General features: G+C 73.7%; 25 protein-coding genes and 1 pseudogene. 11 read left to right on the forward strand and 15 right to left on the reverse strand.

Annotation, left to right across the window (positions count from 1 at the left end):
* The first annotated feature begins 23 nt into the window (after nt 1-23).
* From ACZ5D2_RS03055 to ACZ5D2_RS03065, 3 genes are all read left to right on the forward strand, one after another.
* The gene (locus tag ACZ5D2_RS03055) at nt 24-1,499 is read left to right on the forward strand and encodes a CitMHS family transporter (protein WP_468926810.1); all 1,476 of its coding nucleotides are present in this window, start codon (nt 24-26) and stop codon (nt 1,497-1,499) included.
* 98 nt (nt 1,500-1,597) lie between these two features.
* Nucleotides 1,598-3,010, forward strand: coding sequence for an aldehyde dehydrogenase family protein (locus ACZ5D2_RS03060; protein WP_468926812.1), 1,413 nt, complete (start codon nt 1,598-1,600; stop codon nt 3,008-3,010).
* 41 nt (nt 3,011-3,051) lie between these two features.
* Entirely contained in the window at nt 3,052-4,131 is a 1,080-nt protein-coding gene (locus ACZ5D2_RS03065; RefSeq protein WP_371679265.1) for a Zn-dependent alcohol dehydrogenase, read from the forward strand.
* A gap of 57 nt (nt 4,132-4,188) precedes the next feature.
* Here the strand turns inward: ACZ5D2_RS03065 and ACZ5D2_RS03070 are convergent, their stop codons facing one another.
* A complete protein-coding gene (locus ACZ5D2_RS03070) occupies nt 4,189-4,887 on the reverse strand; it encodes a TetR/AcrR family transcriptional regulator (protein ID WP_371679266.1) in 699 nt (232 codons plus the stop codon).
* An 80-nt stretch (nt 4,888-4,967) separates the two neighbouring features.
* Between ACZ5D2_RS03070 and ACZ5D2_RS03075 the strand changes: the two genes are divergently transcribed.
* Nucleotides 4,968-6,119 (forward strand): acyl-CoA dehydrogenase family protein, encoded by a 1,152-nt coding sequence (locus ACZ5D2_RS03075; RefSeq protein WP_468926816.1) that lies wholly within the window; start codon nt 4,968-4,970, stop codon nt 6,117-6,119.
* Nucleotides 6,120-6,210: 91 nt separating this feature from the next.
* Complete coding sequence (locus tag ACZ5D2_RS03080) at nt 6,211-6,855, forward strand: TetR/AcrR family transcriptional regulator (protein WP_371679268.1); 645 nt, start codon at nt 6,211-6,213, stop codon at nt 6,853-6,855.
* On the opposite strand, the gene ACZ5D2_RS03085 is transcribed toward ACZ5D2_RS03080, so the two are convergent.
* Entirely contained in the window at nt 6,846-7,307 is a 462-nt protein-coding gene (locus ACZ5D2_RS03085) for a MaoC family dehydratase (RefSeq protein ID WP_468926819.1), read from the reverse strand. The genes ACZ5D2_RS03080 and ACZ5D2_RS03085 overlap by 10 nt on opposite strands.
* A gap of 102 nt (nt 7,308-7,409) precedes the next feature.
* Here ACZ5D2_RS03085 and soxR point away from each other — a divergent pair, with 102 nt between their 5' ends.
* Nucleotides 7,410-7,859 carry a redox-sensitive transcriptional activator SoxR gene (soxR, locus tag ACZ5D2_RS03090; RefSeq protein ID WP_371679270.1) on the forward strand — a complete coding sequence of 150 codons (450 nt, stop codon included), beginning with the start codon at nt 7,410-7,412 and terminating at the stop codon, nt 7,857-7,859.
* Here the strand turns inward: soxR and ACZ5D2_RS03095 are convergent.
* From ACZ5D2_RS03095 to ACZ5D2_RS03110, 4 genes are all read right to left on the reverse strand, one after another.
* Nucleotides 7,834-8,565, reverse strand: coding sequence for a 3-keto-5-aminohexanoate cleavage protein (locus ACZ5D2_RS03095; protein WP_468926823.1), 732 nt, complete (start codon nt 8,563-8,565; stop codon nt 7,834-7,836). The two genes, soxR and ACZ5D2_RS03095, sit on opposite strands and share 26 nt — an antisense overlap.
* 80 nt (nt 8,566-8,645) lie before the next feature.
* A complete protein-coding gene (locus ACZ5D2_RS03100) occupies nt 8,646-9,260 on the reverse strand; it encodes a hypothetical protein (RefSeq protein WP_371679272.1) in 615 nt (204 codons plus the stop codon).
* A gap of 154 nt (nt 9,261-9,414) precedes the next feature.
* The gene (locus tag ACZ5D2_RS03105) at nt 9,415-10,812 is read right to left on the reverse strand and encodes a serine-threonine protein kinase (protein WP_468926826.1); all 1,398 of its coding nucleotides are present in this window, start codon (nt 10,810-10,812) and stop codon (nt 9,415-9,417) included.
* A gap of 111 nt (nt 10,813-10,923) precedes the next feature.
* Complete coding sequence (locus tag ACZ5D2_RS03110; protein ID WP_468926829.1) at nt 10,924-12,216, reverse strand: exo-beta-N-acetylmuramidase NamZ family protein; 1,293 nt, start codon at nt 12,214-12,216, stop codon at nt 10,924-10,926.
* Between the two features lie 83 nt (nt 12,217-12,299).
* Between ACZ5D2_RS03110 and ACZ5D2_RS03115 the strand changes: the two genes are divergently transcribed.
* The 3 genes from ACZ5D2_RS03115 (at nt 12,300) to ACZ5D2_RS03125 (ending at nt 15,507) form a co-directional block, all read left to right on the forward strand.
* A complete protein-coding gene (locus tag ACZ5D2_RS03115) occupies nt 12,300-13,073 on the forward strand; it encodes an SDR family oxidoreductase (protein WP_371679275.1) in 774 nt (257 codons plus the stop codon).
* A complete protein-coding gene (locus tag ACZ5D2_RS03120; protein WP_468926833.1) occupies nt 13,070-14,815 on the forward strand; it encodes a class I adenylate-forming enzyme family protein in 1,746 nt (581 codons plus the stop codon). Before ACZ5D2_RS03115 ends, ACZ5D2_RS03120 begins: the two co-directional genes overlap by 4 nt.
* A gap of 80 nt (nt 14,816-14,895) precedes the next feature.
* Complete coding sequence (locus tag ACZ5D2_RS03125) at nt 14,896-15,507, forward strand: TetR/AcrR family transcriptional regulator (RefSeq protein ID WP_037688592.1); 612 nt, start codon at nt 14,896-14,898, stop codon at nt 15,505-15,507.
* Nucleotides 15,508-15,621: 114 nt separating this feature from the next.
* On the opposite strand, the gene ACZ5D2_RS03130 is transcribed toward ACZ5D2_RS03125, so the two are convergent.
* From ACZ5D2_RS03130 to ACZ5D2_RS03165, 8 genes and pseudogenes are all read right to left on the reverse strand, one after another.
* Nucleotides 15,622-16,857, reverse strand: a complete 1,236-nt coding sequence (locus tag ACZ5D2_RS03130) for an acyl-CoA dehydrogenase family protein (protein ID WP_468926837.1) — start codon at nt 16,855-16,857, stop codon at nt 15,622-15,624.
* 9 nt (nt 16,858-16,866) lie between these two features.
* Nucleotides 16,867-17,907: a phosphotransferase family protein gene (locus ACZ5D2_RS03135; protein WP_371679278.1), complete on the reverse strand. Its 1,041-nt coding sequence runs from the start codon at nt 17,905-17,907 to the stop codon at nt 16,867-16,869.
* Between the two features lie 158 nt (nt 17,908-18,065).
* Nucleotides 18,066-18,977, reverse strand: coding sequence for an MBL fold metallo-hydrolase (locus ACZ5D2_RS03140; RefSeq protein ID WP_371679279.1), 912 nt, complete (start codon nt 18,975-18,977; stop codon nt 18,066-18,068).
* Between the two features lie 86 nt (nt 18,978-19,063).
* On the reverse strand, nt 19,064-19,360 hold the full coding sequence (locus tag ACZ5D2_RS03145) for a hypothetical protein (protein ID WP_371679280.1): 297 nt from the start codon (nt 19,358-19,360) through the stop codon (nt 19,064-19,066).
* A gap of 74 nt (nt 19,361-19,434) precedes the next feature.
* Nucleotides 19,435-19,755 (reverse strand): DUF202 domain-containing protein, encoded by a 321-nt coding sequence (locus ACZ5D2_RS03150; RefSeq protein ID WP_371679281.1) that lies wholly within the window; start codon nt 19,753-19,755, stop codon nt 19,435-19,437.
* Nucleotides 19,752-20,150: a YidH family protein gene (locus tag ACZ5D2_RS03155; protein WP_266838225.1), complete on the reverse strand. Its 399-nt coding sequence runs from the start codon at nt 20,148-20,150 to the stop codon at nt 19,752-19,754. Before ACZ5D2_RS03155 ends, ACZ5D2_RS03150 begins: the two co-directional genes overlap by 4 nt.
* A gap of 121 nt (nt 20,151-20,271) precedes the next feature.
* Complete coding sequence (locus ACZ5D2_RS03160; protein WP_371679282.1) at nt 20,272-20,796, reverse strand: NUDIX hydrolase; 525 nt, start codon at nt 20,794-20,796, stop codon at nt 20,272-20,274.
* A 103-nt stretch (nt 20,797-20,899) separates the two neighbouring features.
* Nucleotides 20,900-21,052 (reverse strand): annotated as a pseudogene (locus ACZ5D2_RS03165) (transposase); the annotation flags it as partial.
* A 97-nt stretch (nt 21,053-21,149) separates the two neighbouring features.
* On the opposite strand from ACZ5D2_RS03165, the gene ACZ5D2_RS03170 reads away from it, so the two are divergent.
* The gene (locus tag ACZ5D2_RS03170) at nt 21,150-21,836 is read left to right on the forward strand and encodes a zinc ribbon domain-containing protein (RefSeq protein ID WP_468926845.1); all 687 of its coding nucleotides are present in this window, start codon (nt 21,150-21,152) and stop codon (nt 21,834-21,836) included.
* 90 nt (nt 21,837-21,926) lie between these two features.
* The gene (locus ACZ5D2_RS03175; protein WP_468926848.1) at nt 21,927-23,585 is read left to right on the forward strand and encodes an FAD-binding dehydrogenase; all 1,659 of its coding nucleotides are present in this window, start codon (nt 21,927-21,929) and stop codon (nt 23,583-23,585) included.
* Here ACZ5D2_RS03175 and ACZ5D2_RS03180 read toward each other — a convergent pair.
* The gene (locus tag ACZ5D2_RS03180) at nt 23,582-24,025 is read right to left on the reverse strand and encodes an ASCH domain-containing protein (protein WP_468926851.1); all 444 of its coding nucleotides are present in this window, start codon (nt 24,023-24,025) and stop codon (nt 23,582-23,584) included. The two genes, ACZ5D2_RS03175 and ACZ5D2_RS03180, sit on opposite strands and share 4 nt — an antisense overlap.
* Between the last annotated feature and the right edge of the window lie 299 nt (nt 24,026-24,324).

A 24,324-nucleotide genomic window follows, 5' to 3' on the forward strand; every position in this document is an offset into this window, starting at 1 on the left:
GAGGCGGCACCTAGGTTCCCTGCATGCTGACCTTCCTCGGCTTCGCCATGATCGCGACCTTCCTGGTCCTGATCATGCTGAAGAAAATGTCGCCCATCGCGGCGCTCGTCCTCATCCCCGCGCTCTTCTGCGTGTTCGCCGGAAAGGGCGCGCACCTGGGGGACTACGTCATCGACGGCGTCGGGAAGCTCGCCCCGACCGCCGCCATGCTGATGTTCGCCATCGTCTACTTCGGCGTGATGATCGACGTCGGCCTCTTCGACCCGATCGTCCGGGGCATCCTGCGCTTCTGCAAGGCCGATCCGATGCGGGTCGTGGTCGGCACGGCCGTGCTGGCGGCGATCGTCTCCCTCGACGGGGACGGTTCGACCACCTTCATGATCACCGTTTCGGCCATGTACCCGCTCTACAAGCGGCTGGGTCTGAGCCTGGTGGTCATGACGGGCGTCGCCGCGACCGCGAACGGCGTGATGAACACCCTCCCCTGGGGCGGACCCACCGCCCGCGCCGCCACCGCCCTCAAGCTGGACGCGGCCGACATCTTCGTCCCGATGATCCCCGCCCTCGCGGTCGGGCTCCTGTGCGTCTTCGTCCTGGCCTACGTCCTGGGCCTGCGCGAGCGCCGCCGCGTCGGCTCCCTGGTGATGCCCGGGGAGGCGGGGGCCGAGGCCGAGGAGGAGTTCCTGGTCGCGGTCGGTTCGGGCGGCAGGACGGACACGGGCGCGCAGCCGGACGCGAAGGCGCCCGGGGGCGGTGGCTCCGGTTCCGCCACGGATCCCGCCCCCGGTTCCTCCTCCGGCCCGGGTTCCGCCGCGGGTGCGGGCGCCGCCTCCGCCGCCGCGCCCGGGGACGACGGCTTCCAGGGGCTCGACCCCGACCGTCCGACGCTGCGCCCCCGCCTCTACTGGTTCAACGCGGGCCTCACCGTCGCCCTGCTCACCGCGATGATCATGGAGCTGCTGCCGATCCCGGTGCTGTTCCTGCTCGGCGCCGCCCTCGCGCTCACCGTGAACTTCCCCCACATGCCGGACCAGAAGGCCCGCATCGCCGCCCACGCCGACAACGTCCTCAACGTCGCCGGCATGGTCTTCGCCGCGGCCGTCTTCACGGGCGTCCTCAGCGGAACGGGCATGGTCAAGCACATGGCCGACTGGCTCGTCGCCGCCGTCCCCGAGGGCATGGGCCCGCACATGGCCCTGGTCACCGGGCTGCTCAGCCTGCCGCTGACCTACTTCATGTCCAACGACGGCTTCTACTTCGGCGTCCTGCCGGTCCTCGCCGAGGCCGGCGCCGCCCACGGGGTCTCCTCGCTGGAGATCGCCCGCGCCTCCCTGGTGGGCCAGGCCCTGCACATGTCGAGCCCGCTGGTTCCGGCCGTCTACGTCCTCGTCGGCATGGCCAGGGTCGAGTTCGGCGACCACACCCGCTTCACGGTGAAATGGGCGGCCCTCACCTCCCTCGTGGTACTGGCCGCGGGGATGCTTTTCGGCATCATCTGAGCCGGGCGGCCCCTGGTGCCCCGAAAACTACCGGCGCTAGTTTGTAGGGTGTCGACGACGTCAGCTCTACGCGCTCGTGCGTGCTCGGGAGGAATGCCATGAAGGCCCACGACGGGATGTACATCGGCGGGGAGTGGCGGCCCGCCGCCGGAACCGACCGGATCGAGGTCGTCAACCCGGCCGACGAGCAGGTCATCGCCACCGTCCCGGCCGGGGGCGCCGAGGACGTGGACGCGGCCGTACGCGCGGCCCGCGCGGCCCTCCCCGGCTGGGCGGCCACGGCTCCGGCCGAGCGGGCCGCCCTGATCGGTGCACTGCGCGACGCCCTGGCGGCCCGCAAGGGCGAGATCGCCGAGACGATCACCGCCGAACTCGGCGCCACCTCCGGCTTCTCGGAGAACGTCCACGTCGGGGCCCCGATCGCGGTGGCCTCCTCCTACGCCGAGCTGGCGGCCGAGTACGCCTTCGAGGAGCGGATCGGGAACTCCACCGTGCTGCTGGAGCCGGTCGGTGTGGTCGGGGCCATCACGCCCTGGAACTATCCCCTGCACCAGGTCGTTGCCAAGGTGTCACCCGCTCTCGCCGCCGGCTGCACCCTCGTCCTCAAGCCGGCCGAGGACACCCCGCTGACCGCGCAGCTCTTCGCCGAAGCCGTGCACGAGGCGGGCATCCCGGCCGGAGTCTTCAACCTGGTGACCGGCACCGGCCCGGTCGCCGGACAGGCGCTGGCCGAGCACGAAGGGGTCGACCTCGTCTCCTTCACCGGCTCGACCGCCGTCGGCAAGAAGATCGGTGCCATCGCCGGCGCCGCCGTCAAGCGCGTCGCCCTCGAACTCGGCGGCAAGTCGGCGAACGTCATCCTGCCCGGCGCCGATCTGCCCAAGGCCGTCGCCGCGGGCGTCGCCGACGTCATGAGCAACTCCGGTCAGAGCTGCAACGCCCTCACCCGCATGCTCGTCCAGCGGGACCAGTACGAGGAGGCCGTGTCCCTCGCGGTGGCCGCCGTCGCCAAGTACCCCACCGGCGACCCCCGCGACCCGGGCACCCGACTCGGCCCGGTGATCAACGCCAAGCAGCGCGCCCGCGTGCGCGCGTACATCGACAAGGGCGTCGAGGAGGGCGCCCGACTCGTCGCGGGCGGTTCCGAAGCGCCGCACGAGCACGGGTACTTCGTCACCCCGACCGTGTTCGCGGACGTCACCCCCGAGATGACCATCGCCCAGGAGGAGATCTTCGGTCCCGTCCTGGCGATCCTCCCCTACGAGGACGAGGAGGACGCCCTGCGCATCGCCAACGGCACGGTCTACGGCCTGGGCGGCGCCGTCTGGGCGGCGGACGTGGAGACGGCCGTGGCCTTCGCCCGGCGCATGGACACCGGTCAGGTGGACATCAACGGCGGCCGCTTCAACGTGCGCGCGCCCTTCGGCGGCTACAAGCAGTCGGGCGTGGGCCGCGAGCTCGGCCCGCACGGCCTGGGGGAGTACCTCCAGACCAAGTCCCTGCAGTTCTGACCGCGACCCGCAGCACCCCAGAAGACACGGAGACGAAGACCATGGTCCGCGCCGCCATCCTGCCCGCCGTCGGAGCCCCGCTGGAGATACGGGACATCGTGCTGCCCGAACCCGGCCCCGGGCAGGTCCGGGTGCGGCTCGCCGCAGCCGGGGTCTGTCACTCCGATCTCTCCCTCACCAACGGCACCATGCGGGTGCCCGTTCCCGCCGTCCTCGGCCACGAGGGCGCGGGGACGGTCGTCTCGGTGGGCGAGGGTGTCACCCACGTCGCACCCGGCGACGGGGTGGTGCTCAACTGGGCCCCGTCCTGCGGGGAGTGCCACCACTGCCGGATCGGCGAGGTCTGGCTCTGCGCCAAGGCCCTGACCGGGGTCGGCGCGGTCTACGCCCACGACGCCGAGGGCACCGAGCTGCACCCCGGGCTGAACGTCGCGGCCTTCGCCGAGGAGACCGTCGTCGCGGCGAACTGCGTGCTGCCCGCGCCCGCCGGGATCCCGCTGCCCGAAGCCGCCCTGCTCGGCTGCGCCGTCCTCACCGGGTACGGGGCCGTCCACCACAGCGCCCAGGTCCGCCCCGGCGAGTCGGTGGCCGTGTTCGGTGTCGGCGGGGTCGGCCTGGCCGCGCTGCAGGCGGCCCGGATCGCCGGGGCGGGGGCCGTCGTGGCGGTCGACGTCTCCCCGGCGAAGGAGGAACTGGCCCGTGCCGCCGGGGCCACCGACTTCGTGCTCGCCTCCGAGACCACCGCCAAGCAGATCCGCGCGCTCACCGCCGGTCAGGGCGCGGACGTGGCCGTCGAGTGCGTGGGCCGCGCGGAGACCATCCGCGGGGCCTGGGATTCCACCCGCCGGGGCGGGCGCACCACGGTCGTCGGCATCGGCGGCAAGGAGCAGCAGGTCGCCTTCCACGCGCTGGAGATCTTCCACTACGCCCGCACCCTCAGCGGCTGCGTCTACGGCAACAGCGATCCGGCCCGCGACCTCCCGGTGATCGCCGACCACGTGCGGGCCGGCCGCCTCGACCTCGGCGCGCTGGTCACCGACCGGATCACCCTCGACGGCATCCCCGCCGCCTTCGACGCGATGCTCGCGGGCAAGGGCGGCCGCTCCCTGGTCGTCTTCTGATCCGGCCGGCCCCGGGTCCGACCGGCCGGCCGCACCCACCCCGTGCGGCCGGCCGGGTCAGGCCCGCGGCTCCCGCAGGGCCTCGTACTGGAGGGACAGGCCGTCCAGCAGGGCCGTCAGGCCCGTCTCGAACGCGCCCTCGTCCACCTCGCGCCTGCGCTCCGCCAGCAGGTGGGCCCGCCCCAGGTGCGGGTAGTCCACCGGGTCGTACGCCGCCTCGTCGTCCACGAACCCCCGGGCGAACGAGGCCACAGCCGAGCCCAGGATGAAGTAGCGCATCAGGGCGCCGATCCGCGTCGCGTGGGCCGGCGGCCATCCCGCCTCCGTCATCGCCCCGAACACCGCGTCCGCCAGCCGCAGCCCGGCGGGGCGCCGGCCCGGCCCCCGTGCCAGCACCGGCACGATGTTCGGGTGGTCCGCCAGGGCGTCCCGGTACGAGTGCGCCCACGCGTGCAGGGCCTCGCGCCAGTCCCGGCGCGCCCCACCGTCACCGACACGGTCTCCTTCGCCGCCGCCGCCGACGGCACCGAACATCGACAGGTCGACCCGGGCGCTCACCGCGTCCGCCACCGCCTCCAGGATCGCGTCCTTGGTCCGGAAGTGGTTGTACAGCGAGGGCCCGCTGACCCCGAGGGCCGCGGCCAGCCGCCGCGTCGACACCGCCTCCAGCCCCTCCGCGTCCACCAGCGCACCGGCCGCCTCGACGATGCGGTCTCTGCTCAGGAGGGGCTTGCGCGGTCTGGCCATGCGCCACATAGTAGGCCCTGCCCGTCATAAACTACCGGTGCTAGTTAAAGGCTCCGGCACCCGCGACCGCGCCCCACCCGGAGGCACCCGTGAACCTGGAACCCAGCGAGGAGCAGGAAGCCGTGCGCCGGCTCGCCCGCGCGTTCAGCGAGCGCGAGATCGCCCCGTACGCCGCCGAGTGGGACCGTGCCGAGAGCGTGGACCGGTCCATCGTGAAGAAGCTCGGCGACCTCGGTTTCCTCGGCCTCACCGTCCCCGAGGAGTACGGCGGCTCCGGCGGCGACCACGTCTCCTACGCGCTCGTCACCGAGGAACTGGGCCGCGGGGACTCCGCGGTGCGCGGCATCGTCTCCGTCTCCCTCGGCCTGGTCGCCAAGACCGTCGCCGCCTGGGGCACCGAGGAGCAGAAGCGCGAGTGGCTGCCCCGGCTGTGCTCCGGCGAGGCCCTCGGCTGCTTCGGCCTGACCGAACCCGGCACCGGCTCCGACGCCGCCGCCCTCACCACCCGAGCCGTGCGCGAGGGGGACGCGTACGTGATCAGCGGCAGCAAGATGTTCATCACCAACGGCACCTGGGCCGACGTCGTCCTGCTCTTCGCCCGCACCGGCGGCGCCCCCGGCCACCGCGGGATCTCCGCCTTCCTCGTCCCCGCCGACACCCCGGGCCTGACCCGCCGGGAGGTCCACGGCAAGCTGGGCCTGCGCGGTCAGGCCACCGCCGAGCTGGCCCTCGACGGCGTCCGCGTGCCCGCGTCCGCGATGCTCGGCCCCGAGGGCAAGGGTTTCTCCGTCGCCATGTCGGCCCTGGCCAAGGGCCGGATGTCGGTGGCCGCCGGCTGCGTCGGCATCGCGCAGGCCGCGCTGGACGCGGCCGTCTCGTACGCCGCCCGGCGCGAGCAGTTCGGCAAGCCGATCTCCCACCACCAGCTGGTGCAGGAGCTGATCGCCGACATTTCCGTCGACGTGGACGCCGCCCGGCTGCTGACCTGGCGCGTCGCCGACCTCATCGACCGCGGCCGGCCCTTCGCCACCGAGGCCTCCACCGCCAAGCTCTTCGCCTCCGAAGCGGCCGTGCGCGCCGCGGGCAACGCCCTCCAGGTCCACGGCGGCTACGGCTACATCGACGAGTACCCGGCCGGAAAGCTGCTGCGCGACGCCCGCGTGATGACCCTCTACGAGGGGACCAGTCAGATCCAGAAGCTGCTGATCGGCCGCGCCCGCACGGGCGTCTCCGCCTTCTGAGCCGGCGGCGGGCGCGACGGAATCCTGCCTAAGCGCTTGCTCACCCTCCGGTAGGGTGTTCCTTCCACACGGGGAAGAGGGTGAGCGGGCGATGGACAGCGCGGCGGATACCAGCGGCTACCAGGCGTGGTCGGAGGTCACCCCCGACGCCGCGCGGCGGCTGCTGGTCGCGGCCGTCGAAGCCTTCGCCGAACGCGGCTACCACGCGACCACCACCCGCGACATCGCCGGCCGGGCCGGTATGAGTCCGGCGGCGCTCTACATCCACTACAAGACCAAGGAAGAGCTGCTCCACCGCATCAGCCGGATCGGCCACGACAAGGCGCTGGAGATCCTGGAGACCGCCGCCGCCGGGCCCGGAACGGCCGCCGACCGGCTCGACGCGGCCGTGCGGTCCTTCGTGGGCTGGCACGCCGCGCACCACATGACCGCGCGCGTGGTCCAGTACGAGCTCGACGCGCTCGCGCCCGAGCACCGCGGCGAGATCGTGGCGCTGCGCCGCGAGAGCGACGCCGCCGTGCGCCGCATCATCGCCGAGGGGGTCCGGGCGGGGGAGTTCGACGTCCCCGACGTCCCCGGGACCACCCTCGCCGTGCTCTCCCTGTGCATCGACGTGGCCCGCTGGTTCAGTACCGCCGGGCACCGCACGCCCGACGAGGTCGGCGCGCTCTACGCCGACCTCGTGCTCCGCATGGTGGGCGCCCGGCCGGCCGCCGCGTCCGTGGATCAGAAGTAGTAGCGGGACACCGACTCCGCGACACAGACCGGCTTCGCGCCGCCCTCGCGCTCCACCGTCACCGTCGCCGCGACCTGCACGCCTTCGCCCGCCTCGGTGACCGCCGTGATCACGGCCGTGGCGCGCAGCCGCGAGCCGACCGGCACCGGAGCCGGGAAGCGGACCTTGTCCGTGCCGTAGTTGATGCCCATCCGCATCCCCTCGACGCGCATGACCTGCGGCACCAGGCTGGGCAGCAGCGACAGCGTCAGATAGCCGTGCGCGATCGTGGAACCGAAGGGGCCCGAGGCCGCCCGCTCCGGGTCCACGTGGATCCACTGGTGGTCGCCGGTCGCGTCCGCGAAGAGGTCGATCCGCTTCTGGTCCACCTCCAGCCACCCGCTCGGGCCGAGCACGTCACCGATCCCGGCGTGCAGTTCCTCGGCGGAGGTGAAGATCCTCGGTTCGGCCATGCCCTGCCCCTGTCGTCCGCTGTCGCGCAACTAATAAGCGTTTGCTCAGCATGCTGGGGCCCGCATGCGTCTGTCAACGGATCTCCGACTAGGCTCGGCCGTGTGCCGCAGATTCCCGAGAACGTCCACGAACTCACCGTCGGCCAGCTCTCCGCGCGCAGCGGGGCAGCCGTCTCCGCACTGCATTTCTACGAGGCCAAAGGGCTGATCAGCAGCCGCCGTACGTCCGGCAACCAGCGCCGCTACACGCGCGAGGCGCTGCGCCGGGTGGCCTTCGTACGCGCCGCGCAGCGCGTGGGCATACCGCTGGCCGACATCCGCGTCGCGCTGGTCGAACTGCCGGAGGAGCGCACCCCCACCCCCGAGGACTGGGCGCGGCTGTCCGAGAACTGGCGCGCCGAGCTCGACGAGCGGATCCGGCAACTCAGCGATCTGCGCGACCGGTTGTCGGACTGCATCGGCTGCGGCTGCCTCTCGTTGAAGAAGTGCGCCCTGTCCAACCCGGACGACGTCTTCGGCGCCCGCCTCACCGGATCCCGGCTGTCGCAGTAGCTGCGTCCCGCAACTCCCGCGCAGCGGAGACCAGTTCGGCATTGGAGCGCGCCGGCCGCCCGTCGGGCAGGTGCAGGACGTCGCCCAAACCGGTCCGCGCGCCGGCACCGCACCGCGCGGCCATCCGCAGCACCGGCCAGGCGGCCGCGTCCCGCCCGTACAGCAGGACCGGCACCGGCGGCAGCCAGCGCAGCGCCGCCACCAGCGCGGGGTCGGCCTCGGCCGGCTCCACCACCAGCCGCACCCGGCCGTGATCCGGCGGGGCCCACTCCAGGAACCGGGCCAGCGGCTCCGGCCCGGCCCCGCCGCCCAGCGGGACCAGGGCGTCCACCGCCACCCCGCGCTCCAGCAGGGCCCGGCCCAGCGTGCCGGCGCCCGGCTCCGCGAACCGCACCTGGGCCCGGTCGGGCAGCACCGTCCAGGACCGCACCCGCTCCAGCCGCCCGGCGGGATCGGGCTCGGCGTCGACCGCGGCCGGAACCGAGAGGGGTACGCGGACCCCCGCGCCGCGCATCTCCTCCAGCAGTGGACCGACCACCCGCGGCGAGAGGCTCTCCCGCCCGCACGGGGTCCTCGGGTGCACCAGTACCTCCCCGGCCCCGGCGGCGACGGCCTCCACCGCCGACTCCGTCAGATCCCGCGGGGTCATCGGCACCGCACCCCCGTCGCGGGCGCCGCGCGATCCGTTGACCGCCACCTGGAGCACCGCCCCCGGCCCGCCGGCCCCGCCCCGACCGCCGGCCCCGCCCGGCCCGTCTCCGCCCGGCCCGCCCCCGCCCGGCCCGTTCACGCCGCGCCCGCCGGGGCCGGGAGCACCACCGCCGAATGCACCAGTACCGCGTCCGCGAGCGCCGGTCTCGGCACCACGATCCCGCAGCCCCCGCACACCGGCCCGTCCCACGCCCACGCCCCGGCCCATGCCGCGTGGGCCGTCAGCGCCGCCGGCCAGCGCAACTCCCGCTCCCCGCACACCGGGCAGGCCGTCCCGGGCTCCGATTCCAGCGCCTTCACCAGTCGGCGCAGCACCTCGCCGAGCGTCCCGTCCGGCCGCACCCCCGGATCGACGCACCGCACCACCGCGTCCCCGCTGCCGCCCCAGGCCCACTCCGGCCGGCGCACCCCGTCGTGCTTCTCACGTCTACGGCGCGCCGCGAACTGCCGCTCGTACTCCAGCCAGACCGCCCGGGCCTCTTCCAGTTCCTCCAGCGCCGCGACCAGGCGCAGCGGATCCGCGCCCCGGTCCTCGGGGGCGATCCCGTGCCGGTCGCACAGGTGCCACCACGTCGCCCGGTGCCCGTAGGGCGCGAACCGTTCCAGGCAGCGGCGCAGCGAATGGCGCCGCAGGGCCCGGTCGTTGCGCGCATCGCGCACCTGGTAGGCCAGACTCCGAAAACCCGCCATCGCACCTTCACCTCCGCCGCCGTGCCCCCGCCCACACCTGTGTTCGCGCTACCCCGTCGAACGAAGCAGCGCGCCCTGACGTGCCCAACATGCCCTGCCGGATGTGGGCGCATGCGGGGGCGGTCGAGGCGTGCGGGTGGCACATGGCCAGAACTCAGCGCCCCATGCGCCCCGCCCCGACCACGATCCGGGCCAGCTCCTCGTGGCAGATGTCGCTGTGCGCCCCCGACGGCGGACCGCCGCGCCGCACCACGGAGCCCGCGTCCACGCTGACGCAACCGGCCGCGGGCAACCCGTCGCGCAGGGCCGCCTCCAGGCTGAGCCGCTGTGCGCCCGGCAGCGCCCGCACCCCGTCGTGCCCGACCGCGCCCCACCGCTCGTCGAACCCCAGCAGACCGGCCGAATCCCCCGCCATCCGGGACGCCAGGGGATAGAACAGTCCGAGGGCGCTGTCGTGGGAGGAGTGGCAGGCCACCACGGGGCCGTCGACCCGGCGCTGGAGTCCCCGCAGGGCGCCGCCACGGCGCGGATCGTGGGGGAGGCTGTCGCTGAAGGCGTAGTGCGAGAAGGCTCCCTGGAGCAGGGTCAGCGACTTCAGGTGCCGCGCCCCGTCCGGTACGGCGCGCAGGGAGAAGGACACTACCCGTGCTCCGAAGCTGTGGCCTATCAGGTGGACGCGCAGGGCCGGGCGTCTGCCCGCCAGGTCCGCCAGCAGCGGCCCGAGTCCGTGCTCACCGACGACCCCGGCCCGGTTCTTCATCTCGTAGTACGTCGCCTGGCGCAGCAGCTCCTTGGCCCCGCCCCACAGGGCGCGCAGCCCGTCACCGGGGGCCAGGCACGGGCCGGCGCCGGCGTCCGCCCCGGATGCGGTCAGGGCGTCGGCCAGCTCCCGGCAGGCCTCCAGCACGTCCCGGGCGAAAAGGGCCGGTACCCCGCGGGCGCCGCCCGGGTCCGCCGCGGCCGCGGACCCGCCTGCGGCACCGGACCGGTCGACATTGGCGAGTTCCCGTACCAGGGCCCCGAACTCGGCGAAGGCGGCCGCCGACTCCGGCCGCCCGTCGAGCAGTTCGGCGACCCGGTCCAGCTCCGCCCGCCGGCCCGGCCAGAACGCTCCGAGCGCCCGCCGCGTGTCGGCGTCCAGGCCGGTGCCGGTGCCGGTGGCGGGCCGCGAGCCGGTGGCGGTGTCCGGGGCGGCGAGGGCGGGCCGCGGGTCGAAGTCCGGTATCGGCTCGTCGGAGAAACGGATCGAGGGCCAGACCACCCCCACGTAGCCGAGCCGCACCCCCGTTCCCACCAGCCCCGGGAAAGGGGCGAAGAAGCGGTCGAAGAGCCGGGTCGCGGTGGTCCGGTCGCTGTTCCAGCCGTGTGCGAACACCAGCAGGTCCGTGGCCTCGATCCGGGCCACCGCCGCCCGCGTCGCCGGGTCCACGTCGCCCTGGGCGTCGAAGGTCAGCTCCCGGTAGGGCCCGACGCCCACCCCGGTCGTGGTCGTGGTCGCCGTCGTGGCTCCGTCCCGGGCTCCGGTTCCGAATGCGGCTCCGCTGTCCGTCATGACGTCCCCCTCCGTGCCGTGCCCTGCCTGCGGTGCACGCAGCATCCCGCCGCGGGCGCCCGTCGGCCAGACCCGCGGCAGCACGGGATCCGCACGGCCCGGCGGGCGGAGTCAGGGGTAGAGGAGGTACTCCTTCCGGACCGCCGCGAACCGGGCCAGCCCCGCCGCCCAGTCGCCCGCGATCTCCTCCACCCCCGCCCCCGCGTCCACCAGCGTCCGTACCCGGTCCGAGCCGGTCAGCCGGTCGATCCAGTGGTCCGCGCGCCAGCCGAAGCCGCTCCACGCCCGCCGCGCGGTGACCAGCAGACCGATCCCCGCCCGCACCGGGTCGAAGGCCTCCCGGTCGTGCACGATCAGCCGGACCCCGCCGCAGAGCTTTCCGGCGTGCTTCGAGAAGGAGGGGGTGAACCAGGTCTCCCGGAACCAGACGCCGGGCAGCCCCAGCGCGTTCGCCGCCTCCGCCCACCGCCGGTCCACCCCCTCCGCGCCGACCACCTCGAAGGGGGTGGTCGTGCCCCGGCCCTCGGAGAGCGTGGTCCCCTCGAACAGGCAGGTCCCCGCGTAGGCGAGAGCGGTGTCGGGGGTGGGCATGTTCGGGCTCGGCGGCACCCACGGCAGCCCGGTGGAACCGTAGAAGGACGCGCGGCGCCAGCCCGTCATGGGGACCGTCCGCAGCCGGACCGGACGGGCGCGCAGGAACTCGCCGTTGAAGAGGAGGGCCAGCTCGGCCGCCGTCATCCCGTGCGCGAGCGCGATCGGCTCGCGGCCCACGAAGCTGGCGTACGGCCGCTGCAGCACCGGGCCGGCCGCCCGGCGTCCGCCCACCGGGTTGGGACGGTCCAGCACCACCACGGCCTTGCCGGCCAGGGCGGCCGCGCGCATGCAGTCGTAGAGGGTCCAGACGTAGGTGTAGAAGCGGGCGCCGACGTCCTGGATGTCGAAGACGACGGTGTCGATCCCGGCGGCCGTGAAGAGGTCCGCCAGGCGCTGCCCGCTCGTGTCGTACGTGTCGTGGACGGGCAGGCCCGTCGCCGGGTCCCGGCCGGTCCCCTCCGAGCCGCCCGCCTGGGCCGATCCGCGGAAGCCGTGTTCCGGCCCGAACACCGCGACCAGGTCGACCCGCGGGTCGGCGTGCAGGACGTCGACCAGGTGGCGGGCGTCGGAGGTGATCCCGGTGGGGTTGGTGACGACGCCGACGCGCTGTCCGGCGAGCTCCGCGTACCCGTCGGCGGCGAGCCGTTCGCATCCGGTGAGCACCCGCCCCGGCGCGGGGGCGCCCGCCGTACCCGCCGTGTCCGCCGTACCCGCCGTGGCGGCGCGGGCCGCCGGACCGGCTCCCGCGAAGGCCCCCGCGGTCCCCATGGCCCCCGCCAGTCCCAGTACCCCGCGTCGTGACAGCGTCATCCGCACACGCTAGGGCCCGGCCCCCTTCCGCCCTCACATACCGACTGGTTAGTCTGCCGGGATCCGGCAGGCCGTGGCGAAAGGTGATCCCCGTGAACGCGTACCAGGACCAGCGAGTCGTCGTCACCGGCGCGGGCGGCGGCATCGGCGAGGCCCTCGCCCGCCGCTTCGCCGCCGAGGGTGCCACCGTCGTCGTCAACGACCTCGACCCCGCGAAGGCCGCCTCGGTCGCGGAGGCGATCGGCCCCCGGGCCGTCGCGGTCCCCGGAGACGCCTCGACCGTCGTCGCGGAGGCCCGCGAGGCCCTCGGCGGCACGGTCGACGTCTACTGCGCCAACGCCGGACTCGCCTCGGGCGGGGACGCCTTCGCGGACGAGGCCGTGTGGGAGGCGGCCTGGGACACCAACGTCATGGCGCACGTGCGGGCCGCCCGGACCCTGCTGCCGCAGTGGCTGGAGCGGGGCAGCGGCCGCTTCGTGTCCACCGTCTCCGCCGCAGGGCTGCTGACCATGATCGGGGCGGCGCCGTACAGTGTCAGCAAGCACGGTGCCCTCGCCTTCGCGGAATGGCTCTCGCTGACCTACCGCCACCGCGGCGTCCGGGTCCACGCCATCTGCCCGCAGGGCGTGCGCACCGACATGCTGACCGCCGCGGGCTCGGCGGGCGAACTCGTCCTGGCGCCGACCGCCATCGAGCCGGACGCGGTCGCTGACGCACTGTTCGACGGCATGGAGAAGGGCCGCTTCTTGATCCTCCCGCACCCCGAGGTGGCGGACTACCACGCCGCCCGCGCGAACGACCCGGACCGGTGGCTGGAGGCCATGAACCACCTCCAGCAGAAGTGGGAGTCCTCGTGACACCCGCCCGCACACCCGGGGCCGGGGCGGACGCGGCGGACGCGGCGGCCCCGGCCGGCTCCCCGTACGCCGCGCGGCCGTGGCTGCGCCGGCTCAGCGCGGCGCAGCTGGCACCGGTCAGCCCGCCGCCCACCGTGCTCCACGCCTTCCGGGCCGCCGTGGCGCGCGCCCCCGGACGTACGGCCCTCGCGTACTTCGACGGGCGCGTCGGCTACGCCGAGGCCGACGCCCTCTCCGACTCCCTCGCCGGGTACCTCGCCGCGCGGGGGGTCCGGCGCGGCGACCGGATCGCCGTCATGCTCCAGAACACCCCGCACTTCGTGCTCGCCGTGCTGGCCGCCTGGAAGGCCGGGGCGGTGGTCGTCCCGCTGAACCCGATGTACAAGTCCGCCGAGGCCGGGCACGTCCTGCGCGACTCGGGTGCCGTCGCGCTGGTCTGCGAGGCCCGCGCCTGGGCGGCGTACCTGCGCGGGACCGCGCACGAGGCCGGCGTCCGGATCGCCCTCACCACCGACGAGCGCGACTTCCAGACCCGCGACGACGCCCGCCTCTTCCCGTCCCCGGCGCGGGAGCGGGAGCCGCACACCGCGACCGCGGGACCCCTCGGGTTCCCGGGCGGGCCCGAGGACCTGGTGACCGTGGCGCGGCTGGGGCACCCCGCGCCGGACGGGCCCGATCCGGTCGCCGACGACCTCGCGCTCCTCGGCTACACCTCCGGCACCTCGGGCACCCCCAAGGGAGCCATGAACCCGCACGGGGCGCTGACCTACAACGCCACCCGCCAGGTCACCGGCCACCCCCTCCCCGAAGGCGCCGGCTACTTCGCCCTCGCGCCGCTCTTCCACATCACCGGCCTCGTCTGCGAGCTCGTCGCCTGCTTCGTCAACGCCGGCACCCTCGTCCTCGCCCGCCGCTTCGACGCGGGCGCCGTCCTCGACGCCTTCCTCGAACACCGCCCGGCCTACACCATCGGACCGGCCACCGCCTTCACGGCCCTGGCCGCCCACCCCGCGGCCACCGCGGAGCACTTCGCCTCGTTCCGGGTCGTCTCCTCGGGCGGCGCCCCGCTCCCGCCCGCCCTCGTCGAACGCCTGCGCGCCTCCTTCGGCTTCTACCTCCGCAACGGCTACGGCCTCACCGAGTGCACCGCCCCCTGTGCCTCGGTCCCCGCCCACCGCGAGGCTCCCGTCGACCCCCGCTCCGGCACCCTCTCGGTCGGCCTGCCCGGCGCGCAGACCCTCGTACGGATCCTCGACGAGCAGGGCGCCGAGGTCCCCCTCGGCGAGACCGGCGAGATCGCCGTCCGCGGCCCCCAGGTCGTGCCGGGCTACTGGGGGCTCCCGGACGAGACCGCCGCGGCCTTCCCGGACGGGGAACTGCGCACCGGGGACGTCGGCTTCATGGACCCCGACGGCTGGCTCTACGTCGTCGACCGCAAGAAGGACATGATCAACGCCTCCGGGTTCAAGGTCTGGCCGAGGGAGGTGGAGGACGTCCTCTACACCCACCCCGCCGTCCGCGAGGCGGCCGTCGTCGGCGTTCCCGACGCCTACCGCGGCGAGAGCGTGAAGGCGTACGTGAGCCTGCGGCCCGGCGCCACCGCCGACCCCGCGCAGCTGTCCGCGTACTGCGCCGAGCGGCTCGCCGCGTACAAGTACCCGCGCGAGGTCGAGATCCTGCCTGTTCTTCCCCAGACCACCAGTGGCAAGATCCTGCGACGGGAACTGCGCGAGCGCGGCTGAAAATCGTCGGACGGTCGTACGGCGCAGGACACCCGGCACACGCAGGACAGGCGACGGATCAGGAGAGGAAGGCGAGCACCATGGCCGCCAGCACCACCGCGGGACCCGAGGACATCAACCGGGAGACCCCGGTGCCGCAGCGGCTGCTGGCCGTCGCGACCAGGCTGTTCGCCGAGCGCGGCTACGACCGCACCTCCGTGCAGGAGATCGTCGAGGCGGCCGGAGTCACCAAGGGCGCGCTCTACCACTACTTCGGTTCCAAGGACGACCTGCTGCACGAGGTGTACGCGCGCATGCTGCGCCTCCAGCAGCAGCGGCTCGACGCGGTGGCCGGATCCGACGCTCCCGTCGAGGAGCGGCTGCGGGCGGCCGCCGCCGACGTGGTGGTGACCACCATCGAGAACCTCGACGACGCGATGATCTTCTTCCGGTCGATGCACCAGCTCAGCCCGGAGAAGTACAAGCAGGTACGGGCGGAGCGCCGCCGCTACCACGAGCGGTTCCGGGCCCTGGTCGAGGAGGGGCAGCGCACGGGGGTGTTCGCCACGGCCACCCCCGCCGACCTGGTGGTGGACTTCTACTTCGGGTCCGTCCACCACCTGTCGACCTGGTACCGCACGGACGGCCCGCTCACCCCGCACCAGGTCGCCGACCACCTCGCCGACCTGCTGCTGCGCTCGCTCAGGCCCTGAGCCGGAGGGCGCCCGGAGCAGCGGCAGGACCCTGCGGCCGCCGGAATCCCGCCCGCCCTGCCCGCCCCGCCCGCCCCGCCAGCCCCGGCGGGGCGCCCGGGCCCGGTACCGCGCCTAGGCCCGGTACCGCTTCAGTTCCCGGTGCGCCAGCGAGCGCTGGTGCACCTCGTCCGGCCCGTCCGCCAGCCGCAGCGTCCGCGCCGCCGCCCACAGCTCGGCCAGCGGGAAGTCCTGGCTGACCCCGCCCGCGCCGTGCAGCTGCACGGCCTGGTCCAGGATCCCCACGACCGCGCGCGGGGTAGCGATCTTGATGGCCTGGATCTCGGTGTGCGCGCCGCGGTTGCCCACCGTGTCCATCAGCCAGGCGGTCTTCAGCACCAGCAGCCGCAACTGCTCGATGGTGACCCGGGCGTCCGCGATCCAGCCCTGCACCACTCCCTGCGCGGCCAGCTCCTTGCCGAAGGCCGTACGTCCCACCGCGCGGCGGCACATCAGCTCGACGGCGCGCTCGGCCATGCCGATGAGCCGCATGCAGTGGTGGATCCGCCCCGGACCCAGCCGCGCCTGGGCGATGGCGAAGCCGGTGCCCTCCTCGCCGATGAGGTTGGCCGCCGGAACCCGGACCCCGTCGAAGACCACCTCGGCGTGCCCGCCGTGGTCGTGGTCGGCGTACCCGTACACCGTCATCGCCCGCCGCACCTCGACGCCCGGGGTGTCGCGCGGGACCAGGATCATCGACTGCTGTCGGCGCGGGTCGGCGCCCCGCGGATCGGTCTTGCCCATCACGATGAAGACCTTGCAGTCGGGGTTCATCGCCCCGGAGATGTACCACTTGCGGCCGGTGACCACGTACTCGTCGCCGGCGCGCTCGATCCGCGTCTCGATGTTCGTCGCGTCAGAGGAGGCCACCTCGGGCTCGGTCATCGCGAAGGCGGAGCGGATCTCGCCGGCCAGCAACGGCTCCAGCCACTGCTTCTTCTGCCGTTCGTTCCCGAACTGCGCGAGCAGCTCCATGTTCCCGGTGTCCGGGGCGGCGCAGTTGGTCGCCATCGGCGCCAGGTGCGGACTGCGGCCGGTGATCTCGGCCAGCGGGGCGTACTGGAGGTTGGTCAGCCCGGCGCCGTGCTCCGCGCCCGGCAGGCCGTGCTGGTCCACGAAGAAGAGGTTCCACAGGCCCTGGCGGCGCGCTTCGGCCTTCAGTTCACCGAAGACGGCCGGGGTGTCCCAGGGCGAGGCCAGCCGTGCGCGCTGCTCGGCGGCGAGGGCTTCCGCCGGGTAGACGTGACTCTCCATGAACGCGAGCAGCCGCTCGCGGAGTTCCTCGGTCCGGGCGTCGAATGCGAAGTCCATGGGTGTGGCTCAGCCTTCCTGGAGGGTGGTCAGACCGTGTTCGATGAAGACCGGGACCAGTTCGCCGATCCGGTCGAAGCCCGCGCCGACCGTCTGACCGAGCGTGAAGCGGTAGTGGATGCCTTCGAGGATCACCGCGAGCTTGAACCAGGCGAAGGCCGTGTACCAGGCGATCGCGCCGGTGTCGCGCCCGGAGCGGGCGGCGTAGCGTTCGACCAGTTCGGCGGGGTCCGGGTGCCCCGGTGCACGGCTGGTCGTGCTGACCGGGGAGTCCGTCAGGCCCAGGTCGGAGCTGTACATCACCAGCAGCCCGAGGTCGGTGAGCGGATCGCCCAGCGTGGACATCTCCCAGTCCAGCACCGCCCGGATCGAGTCGTCCGGCCCGCCGATCAGTACGTTGTCCAGCCGGAAGTCCCCGTGCACCACGGTCGGCGCGGGGGAGGCGGGCAGGGTCCTGCCGAGCGCGGCGTGCAGCTCGTCGATGCCGGCCAGCTCCCGCCCGCGGGAGGCCGCGAGCTGCTTGCCCCAGCGGCGCAACTGCCGGTCGAGGAAGCCCTCGGGCCGGCCGAAATCGCCCAGCCCCACCGCCCCGGGGTCCACCGCGTGCAGGTCGACGAGGGTGTCCACCAGGGCGAGCACCGCCCGCCGGGTCCGCTCGGGGCCGATCTCCTCCAGCTGGGCGGCGGTCCGGTACGGGACCCCGTCCACGTACTCCATGACGTAGAACGGCGCGCCCAGCACCTCCTCGTCCTCGCACAGCAGCAGCGGACCGGGCACCGGTACCGCGGTCCCGTGCAGGGCGGCGATCACCCGGTGCTCGCGCCGCATGTCGTGCGCGGTGGCCAGGACGTGCCCGAGCGGCGGGCGGCGCACCACCCAGCGGGCGGAGCCGTCGGTGACCGCGTACGTCAGGTTCGACCGGCCCCCCTCGATCAGCCGGCCGCTCAACGGCCCGCCCACGAGCCCGGGGCGCGCGGCGTCGAGATGGCCGCGCAGCCGCTCCAGGTCCAGGCCGCGCGGGCTCGGGGAGCCTGCCGGGACTGCGGTCATGGTGCGCACCTCCGTACGGGGTTGACGGTGAGGGTTGCTCGGAGGACATCATGCCGACCAGTCGGTATGCCGTCCAGAGGGCGGGCCGGAGGAACCCTCCGGACACCGCCGCCGCGACCGCGCCGCCACCGACCGCGCCGCCGCACCCGGCCGCCGCGTCAGGCGTGGCACAGGATCGGCGTGCCCCCGTTCATCACCGTCATGTCGCGGAGCACGGCCATGATGTCCAGCGGCACGCCCTCCGGCTCCCCGGCCAGCTCCGCGTACGCCCGGTGCACGTTCGCCACCAGCCGCTCGCTCTCCCGCCAGGCCGCGAACTCGCCGAGATCGGCCCCCTGCGCGACCTCCAGCGGGGTCAGCCCCTTCGCCCGCCCCTCCCGCGCCAGTTCGGCGACGAACCGCAGGTACCGCTCGGTCGCCCCGTACGCCGACGCGTCCGTCAGCGGTCCGTGCCCCGGTACGACGGTCTCCGCGCCCAGGGACCGCAGCAGCTCCAGCGCCCGCAGGGACCCGGACAGCGAACCCATCGCCAGGAACGGCGTGCCCTCGGCGAAGACCAGGTCCCCGGTGAAGACCACCCGCTGCCGGGGCAGCCACACGATCGCGTCCCCGGTGGTGTGCGCCACTCCCGGGTGGATGACCTGCACCTCGGTCTCGCCGACGTGCAGGGTCATGCGCTCGCTGAAGGTGAGGTCCGGCGCGGTGATCTCTATCGCCCCGAAGTCGGTCGCGGGCCAGATCAGCTCCAGCTGGTGTCCTGCCGCGAGCTGTTCGGCGCGCGCGTTGTCGTGCCCGACGATCAGGGCCTCGGGCGCGAACACCGCGTTGCCGTAGGTGTGGTCGCCGTGGTGATGGGTGTTGACCACCGTCCGGGGGAGCGGCACCCCGGCCGCCGCGACGGCCTCGCGCAGGGCCAGGGCCCGCCGCTCGGTGGCGGCCGTGTCGACGAGCAGGGTCCGCCCGCCGTCGCTGACGAAGCCGGCGTTGTTCAGGCACCAGCCCCCGTCCGGCTGGACGTAGGCGTACACCCCGGCCGCGGGCTGGACTACGTACGGTGCGTCGACGGTCATGGGCGCTCTCCCCCGGGTCGCTACGACAGGTGATCGGCATCCTGTCAGCCGGGGCCCGGCCGGGGGAGAGCGGGGGTGAGCGGCCGTCAGTGGTCGTCGTAGTGGCCGTCGTGCTCCGCGTGCCGGTGCCCGTCGTGGAGGTAGTCGACGTGGTCGCCGTGCGGGACCGACTCGTGCCCGCAGTCCGCTCCGTGGGTGTGCGCGTGCCCGTCGTGGGTGGTGTGGTCCGGGGTCTCGCACTCGTCCCAGTGCCCGGAGTGCTCCCGGTGCAGGTGGCCGTCGTGCGCGTAGTCGACGTGGTCGCCGTGCGAGACCGCCCGGTGCCCGCACGAGGGGCCGTGGGTGTGTTCGTGCGTGGGGTGCTCGTGGTGCAGGGTCGTCATGGCGCAGAGGCTAGTGGGGAACGTCCCTTAACGCCCGTTCTGTCCGGGCTCGTGTCGCGCGGCTCGGCAGATCGTCAGAAGATCACCGTCGTCGCGAACAGCGCCAGCGCCACGGTGCACAGCACCGCTCCGAGCGCCACCCGCGGTGCGAGCGCCGGAGGCCGGGCCGTCGCCAGCTGCCGCACGCGCACGTGTGCCACACCCAGGAACGCCAGCCAGATCAGCGCGATCACCGCCGTCCCGGCCACCCGCAGGGGGGAGCCGGAGCCGTGCAGGGCCTGCCGCAGCGCGAGTACCGCGGCCACCGAACAGGCCAGTGTCGTACGCCGCCAGGCCAGCCGGGTCCGTTCCGGCTGGAGCCCGGCGTCGCGGGAGGCCGTACCCGGCCCGCTCACCGGCCCGCCGTCCAGCCCAGCAGCACGACCACCACCATCGCCGCCGCGACCAGCCCGACGCCCAGGCTGAGCACCACCGGGAACCGCGACAGCGGCAGGTCCTCGCCCCGCCGCATCGCCCGCTCGCACCGCACCCAGTGGTTCACCGCGCGCAGCGCGCAGGCCGCACCCACGGCCAGCAGCGCGAGGGCCATCCCGACGCGCACCCCCCACCGCAGGTCCGGCAGGAACTGGTCCACCGCGAACCCGCCGCCCACCAGCGCCAGCGCGGTCCGGATCCAGGCCAGGAAGGTCCGCTCGTTGGCCAGGGAGAACCGGTAGTCGGGGGTGTCGCCCTCGTCCCTCAGCCGCTGCGGCGCGAACCAGAGGCGCACGTCCTTGACGAAGTCGATCATCCGGCCAATCTACGGGCAGCCGCCCGGCCGCCCCGGGAGCGCCCCGGCCTTCGGCACCGGGCGCCCAGCCCTCGGTGCCCCGCCCGGCCATCCCCGGTGCCCCGCCCGGCCGCCCCGCCCCTCACCCCGCGCGGTACGCCGTCAGCCGCCGGTACGCCTCCAGCCCGTCCGGTACCCACGCCCAGCTCCCGTCGGCGACCCGCCGGTCCAGCTCCTCCTGCGCCAGCCAGGTGTGCCAGTCCACCTCCGAGGCCTGCGGGGCCACCGGCAGGTCGCACCGCACGTCGTGCACGTAGGACCACCAGGACCCGCCCGGACCCTCGTAGAGGAACTTGAACAGCGGCGCCGGCTGCTCCAGCCCGCTCACCCCCAGCTCCTCCTCGGCCTCCCGCAGCGCGGCCCCCGCGTAGTCCTCCCCGGCACCCAGCACCCCGCCCACGAACATGTCGTAGTGCGCGGGGAACACCAGCTTCGACGCCGTCCGGCGGTGCACGAACACCCGCCCCCGCGCGTCCCTGGCCTGCACGAACACGCACCGGTGGAGCAGCCCCCGGGCGTAGACCTCGCCCCGCGGGGCCTGCCCGGTGACCCGGTCGTCCCGGTCCACCACGTCCAGCACTTCATCAGCGGAACTCACGGAATCCATCCCTGATCTTGCGTGGGTATCTCCTGCTTCGGCTGGGGAGGGAAACGCCTCCCAGGCCCGGAGGCGCGGAGCGCCGGAGTGCTCTGCGCTTCCGTCGTGACGGTCACACAGGCCGCTTCTGCCCTTGGATGTACTGACGGATCACGGTCAGCGGAGCGCCTCCGCAGGAGCCCGCGAAGTACGAACGTGACCAGAAGGCCGAGCCCGTGCCGATGCGGTTGATCCGACCGGTGTACTCGGCGCGCAAGTACCGGGTGACGGCCGGTGCGTATATCGGGATTTGGTTCCCAATATGGTGACATACGCCAAGCGTAGTATGATCTGGCGTCACTTGGCCGGAAGGGGGCGGCCGGGTGATCCGCGCGAACAAGTTCCTCATGCGGCCCACCGTGGGCCAGACGGTCGCGCTCGGCGAGATGCTTCGTGATCACTGCTCCCTTTACAACGGGGCGTTGCAGGAACGCCGTGACGCCTACCGGCACAATTCGAAGACGAGCGTCCGGTACGGCCAGCAGTCGGCGCAGCTCAAGGCCATCCGGGCGTTCGACCCGGAACGTCGTGGCCGGTGGTCGTTCTCCTCGCAGCAGGCCACCCTGCGCCGTCTCGACAAGGCGTTCAACTTCGTCCCCAACCCCCGCCACGGCCGCACCGACGCGGACCGGCTCGCCGCCGCACAGCAAGCACTCTCGTGGTTTCCCCGCGTCCGACGGGACAAGCGGACCGCGAACCACCGACGCGCCGTCGAGAAGGTCGCCAAGCTGCACGGCAAGGTGCTCGATCTTCGATGCCGGATGGGGGTGTTCCTCACGATCCTCACCGCCAAGGCTGCAAGCGCCGGGCGGCAAGTGATCGCCGTGGACCCCCGCAACACCTCCAGGCAGTGCCCTGAATGCGGGCACACCGCCAAGGAGAACCGGCCCACACAGGACAAGTTCCACTGCGTCACCTGCTGCCACCTGGCGCACGCTGACACGGTCTACGGGCCGGGCTGGTCCGTCGCGACGCCGACACGGCATAGCGAGAAGCCCCCTCATGCATGAGGGGGAGGAGTCACCCAACCACCGCCATTGACTGGTTACCGCTCCGTAGCGAAGGATCTGCCCCACCACCCACCGGAGGACGGGCTACCCATGACGACGTACGACGCCGACGTGATCGTGATCGGAGCGGGCCTCGCCGGGCTCGTAGCCACCGCCGAGCTCGTCGACGCGGGCCGCAAGGTGATCCTCCTCGACCAGGAGCCCGAGCAGTCCGTCGGGGGCCAGGCCCACTGGTCCTTCGGCGGCCTGTTCTTCGTGGACTCGCCCGAGCAGCGGCGGATGCGGATCAAGGACAGCCGCGAGCTCGCCCTCCAGGACTGGGCCGGAACGGCGGGGTTCGACCGGCCCGAGGACGCCTGGCCGCGCCGCTGGGCCGAGGCCTACGTGGACTTCGCGGCCGGGGAGAAGCGGCCCTGGCTGCACGCCCGGGGGGTCCGCTTCTTCCCCGTCGTCGGGTGGGCGGAGCGCGGCGGCTACGACGCGAACGGCCACGGCAACTCCGTCCCCCGCTTCCACATCACCTGGGGCACGGGCCCGGGCCTGGTCGCCCCCTTCGAACGCCGGGTCCGGGCCGGGGCGGCCCGCGGCCTGGTCGAGTTCCGCTTCCGCCACCGGGTCACCGGTCTCGCCACCACCGGCGGCGCCGTGGACACCGTCACCGGGGAGGTCCTGGCCCCCTCCGACGCCGTACGGGGCGCCGCGAGCAGCCGCGAGGTCACCGGGGCCTTCTCCCTCCGGGCCCAGGCGGTGATCGTGACGAGTGGCGGCATCGGCGGCAACCACGACCTCGTGCGCGCGCAGTGGCCGGCCCGCCTCGGCACCCCGCCCGAGCGGATGCTGTCCGGGGTCCCGGCGCACGTGGACGGCCTGATGCTCGGCATCACGGAGCGGGCCGGCGCCAGCCACATCAACAAGGACCGGATGTGGCACTACACCGAGGGCATCGAGAACTGGGACCCCATCTGGGCCCGGCACGGCATCCGCATCCTGCCCGGCCCGTCCTCGCTCTGGCTCGACGCCACCGGCAAGCGGCTGCCCGTGCCGCTCTTCCCGGGCTTCGACACCCTCGGCACCCTCGACCACATCATGAAGACGGGCCACGACCACACCTGGTTCGTGCTCAACCAGCGCATCATCGGCAAGGAGTTCGGTCTCTCCGGCTCCGAGCAGAACCCCGACCTGACCGGCAAGTCGGTCCGCGACGTCATCGACCGCGCCCGCCAGGCCGTGCCCGGCCCGGTGAAGGCCTTCATGGACCGCGGCGCCGACTTCGTCGTCGAGCGGGACCTCGCCGCCCTGGTGCGCGGCATGAACGCCGTCACCAAGGAGGACCTCCTCGACGAGGCCACCGTCCGCCGGGAGGTCGTGGCCCGCGACCGGGAGATCGCCAATCCCTTCACCAAGGACCTCCAGGTGACGGCCATCCACGGCGCCCGCAAGTACCTCGGCGACAAGCTGATCCGCACCGCCGCCCCGCACCGCATCCTCGACCCGAAGGCGGGCCCGCTGATCGCCGTCCGGCTCTCGGTCCTGACCCGGAAGTCCCTCGGCGGCCTGGAGACCGACCTGTCCTCCCGCGTCCTGACCCCGGCGGGCGAACCGCTCCCCGGCGTCTACGCGGCCGGCGAGGCGGCCGGCTTCGGCGGGGGAGGGGTCCACGGCTACCGCGCGCTGGAGGGCACCTTCCTGGGCGGCTGCATCTTCTCGGGCCGCGCCGCGGGCCGCGCGGCGGCCAAGGCCGTCTCCTAGGCCCCGGCCCCGGCCCCGGCCCCGGCCTGGAGGAGCCTGAAGCGTTCGGTGACGACCAGAGTGTCGTCGCCGACCGTGAAGTGCGGGTCGCCCATGGCCGCGCGCTGTTCCCCGCTGTGCCAGAACCGCTCGTGGGAGGTGCGCCATTCGGCCACCGACGCGTATCCCTCGCCCTCGTCCACCGCGTGCCGCAGATCGACCTCGGCCAGCCGCAGCACGCGCACCTCCGTCAGTTCCAGGACAGCCAGCGGCCGTTCGGCGGAGTCGACCAGGACCGCGCGGTCGCCCGGTTCGGGCAGCGGCTCGCCCTCCCGCTCGTACTCCTCCAGCAGTCCCGTCGTGGCGGTCTTCGCCCCGCTCAGCACCGCCGCCACCAGTCGGTCCCGCAGTTCCCCGGGGTAGCCCAGGAGGAAGGGGGGCAGGTCGTCGTAGATCGCCATGGCGACAGCCTACGGGCCGCGTCCGGCGGGTGGCACGCGTGGCCGAACCACCACAACCATGCCAACTCGGCCAGCGGAAACACCAGTTGAAACCCGCCACCCGATGGACCGGACCTTGACGCGGAGCTGTGCGTACCGGTTTGCTGTGCGTGATCATCCGGAACACTCACGGGCATGATCCAGCCGCACCACCGGAACCGCCGCACCACCGAAATCGCCGCACCATCGGAACTGCCGCACCACCGGCCCCACGGCCCTCAGTCGTCACCCGTGCGTGCTCCCGCGTACGTCGTCCACCC

This window comes from Streptomyces sp. NPDC031479 (assembly GCF_055581065.1).

Excerpts from the sequence above, each read along its gene's own strand:
- ACZ5D2_RS03080 (WP_371679268.1), top strand. The coding sequence starts at position 6,211 with ATGGACAGCGCGGCGGATACCAGCGGCTACCAGGCGTGGTCGGAGGTC.
- ACZ5D2_RS03140 (WP_371679279.1), bottom strand. The coding sequence starts at position 18,977 with ATGACCGTCGACGCACCGTACGTAGTCCAGCCCGCGGCCGGGGTGTAC.
- ACZ5D2_RS03155 (WP_266838225.1), bottom strand. The coding sequence starts at position 20,150 with ATGATCGACTTCGTCAAGGACGTGCGCCTCTGGTTCGCGCCGCAGCGG.
- ACZ5D2_RS03135 (WP_371679278.1), bottom strand. The coding sequence starts at position 17,907 with ATGACCGCAGTCCCGGCAGGCTCCCCGAGCCCGCGCGGCCTGGACCTG.
- ACZ5D2_RS03125 (WP_037688592.1), top strand. The coding sequence starts at position 14,896 with ATGGCCGCCAGCACCACCGCGGGACCCGAGGACATCAACCGGGAGACC.
- ACZ5D2_RS03070 (WP_371679266.1), bottom strand. The coding sequence starts at position 4,887 with ATGTGGCGCATGGCCAGACCGCGCAAGCCCCTCCTGAGCAGAGACCGC.
- ACZ5D2_RS03060 (WP_468926812.1), top strand. The coding sequence starts at position 1,598 with ATGAAGGCCCACGACGGGATGTACATCGGCGGGGAGTGGCGGCCCGCC.
- ACZ5D2_RS03085 (WP_468926819.1), bottom strand. The coding sequence starts at position 7,307 with ATGGCCGAACCGAGGATCTTCACCTCCGCCGAGGAACTGCACGCCGGG.
- ACZ5D2_RS03160 (WP_371679282.1), bottom strand. The coding sequence starts at position 20,796 with ATGGATTCCGTGAGTTCCGCTGATGAAGTGCTGGACGTGGTGGACCGG.
- ACZ5D2_RS03065 (WP_371679265.1), top strand. The coding sequence starts at position 3,052 with ATGGTCCGCGCCGCCATCCTGCCCGCCGTCGGAGCCCCGCTGGAGATA.
- ACZ5D2_RS03110 (WP_468926829.1), bottom strand. The coding sequence starts at position 12,216 with ATGACGCTGTCACGACGCGGGGTACTGGGACTGGCGGGGGCCATGGGG.
- ACZ5D2_RS03145 (WP_371679280.1), bottom strand. The coding sequence starts at position 19,360 with ATGACGACCCTGCACCACGAGCACCCCACGCACGAACACACCCACGGC.
- ACZ5D2_RS03175 (WP_468926848.1), top strand. The coding sequence starts at position 21,927 with ATGACGACGTACGACGCCGACGTGATCGTGATCGGAGCGGGCCTCGCC.
- ACZ5D2_RS03180 (WP_468926851.1), bottom strand. The coding sequence starts at position 24,025 with ATGGCGATCTACGACGACCTGCCCCCCTTCCTCCTGGGCTACCCCGGG.
- ACZ5D2_RS03130 (WP_468926837.1), bottom strand. The coding sequence starts at position 16,857 with ATGGACTTCGCATTCGACGCCCGGACCGAGGAACTCCGCGAGCGGCTG.
- ACZ5D2_RS03100 (WP_371679272.1), bottom strand. The coding sequence starts at position 9,260 with ATGGCGGGTTTTCGGAGTCTGGCCTACCAGGTGCGCGATGCGCGCAAC.
- ACZ5D2_RS03105 (WP_468926826.1), bottom strand. The coding sequence starts at position 10,812 with ATGACGGACAGCGGAGCCGCATTCGGAACCGGAGCCCGGGACGGAGCC.
- ACZ5D2_RS03055 (WP_468926810.1), top strand. The coding sequence starts at position 24 with ATGCTGACCTTCCTCGGCTTCGCCATGATCGCGACCTTCCTGGTCCTG.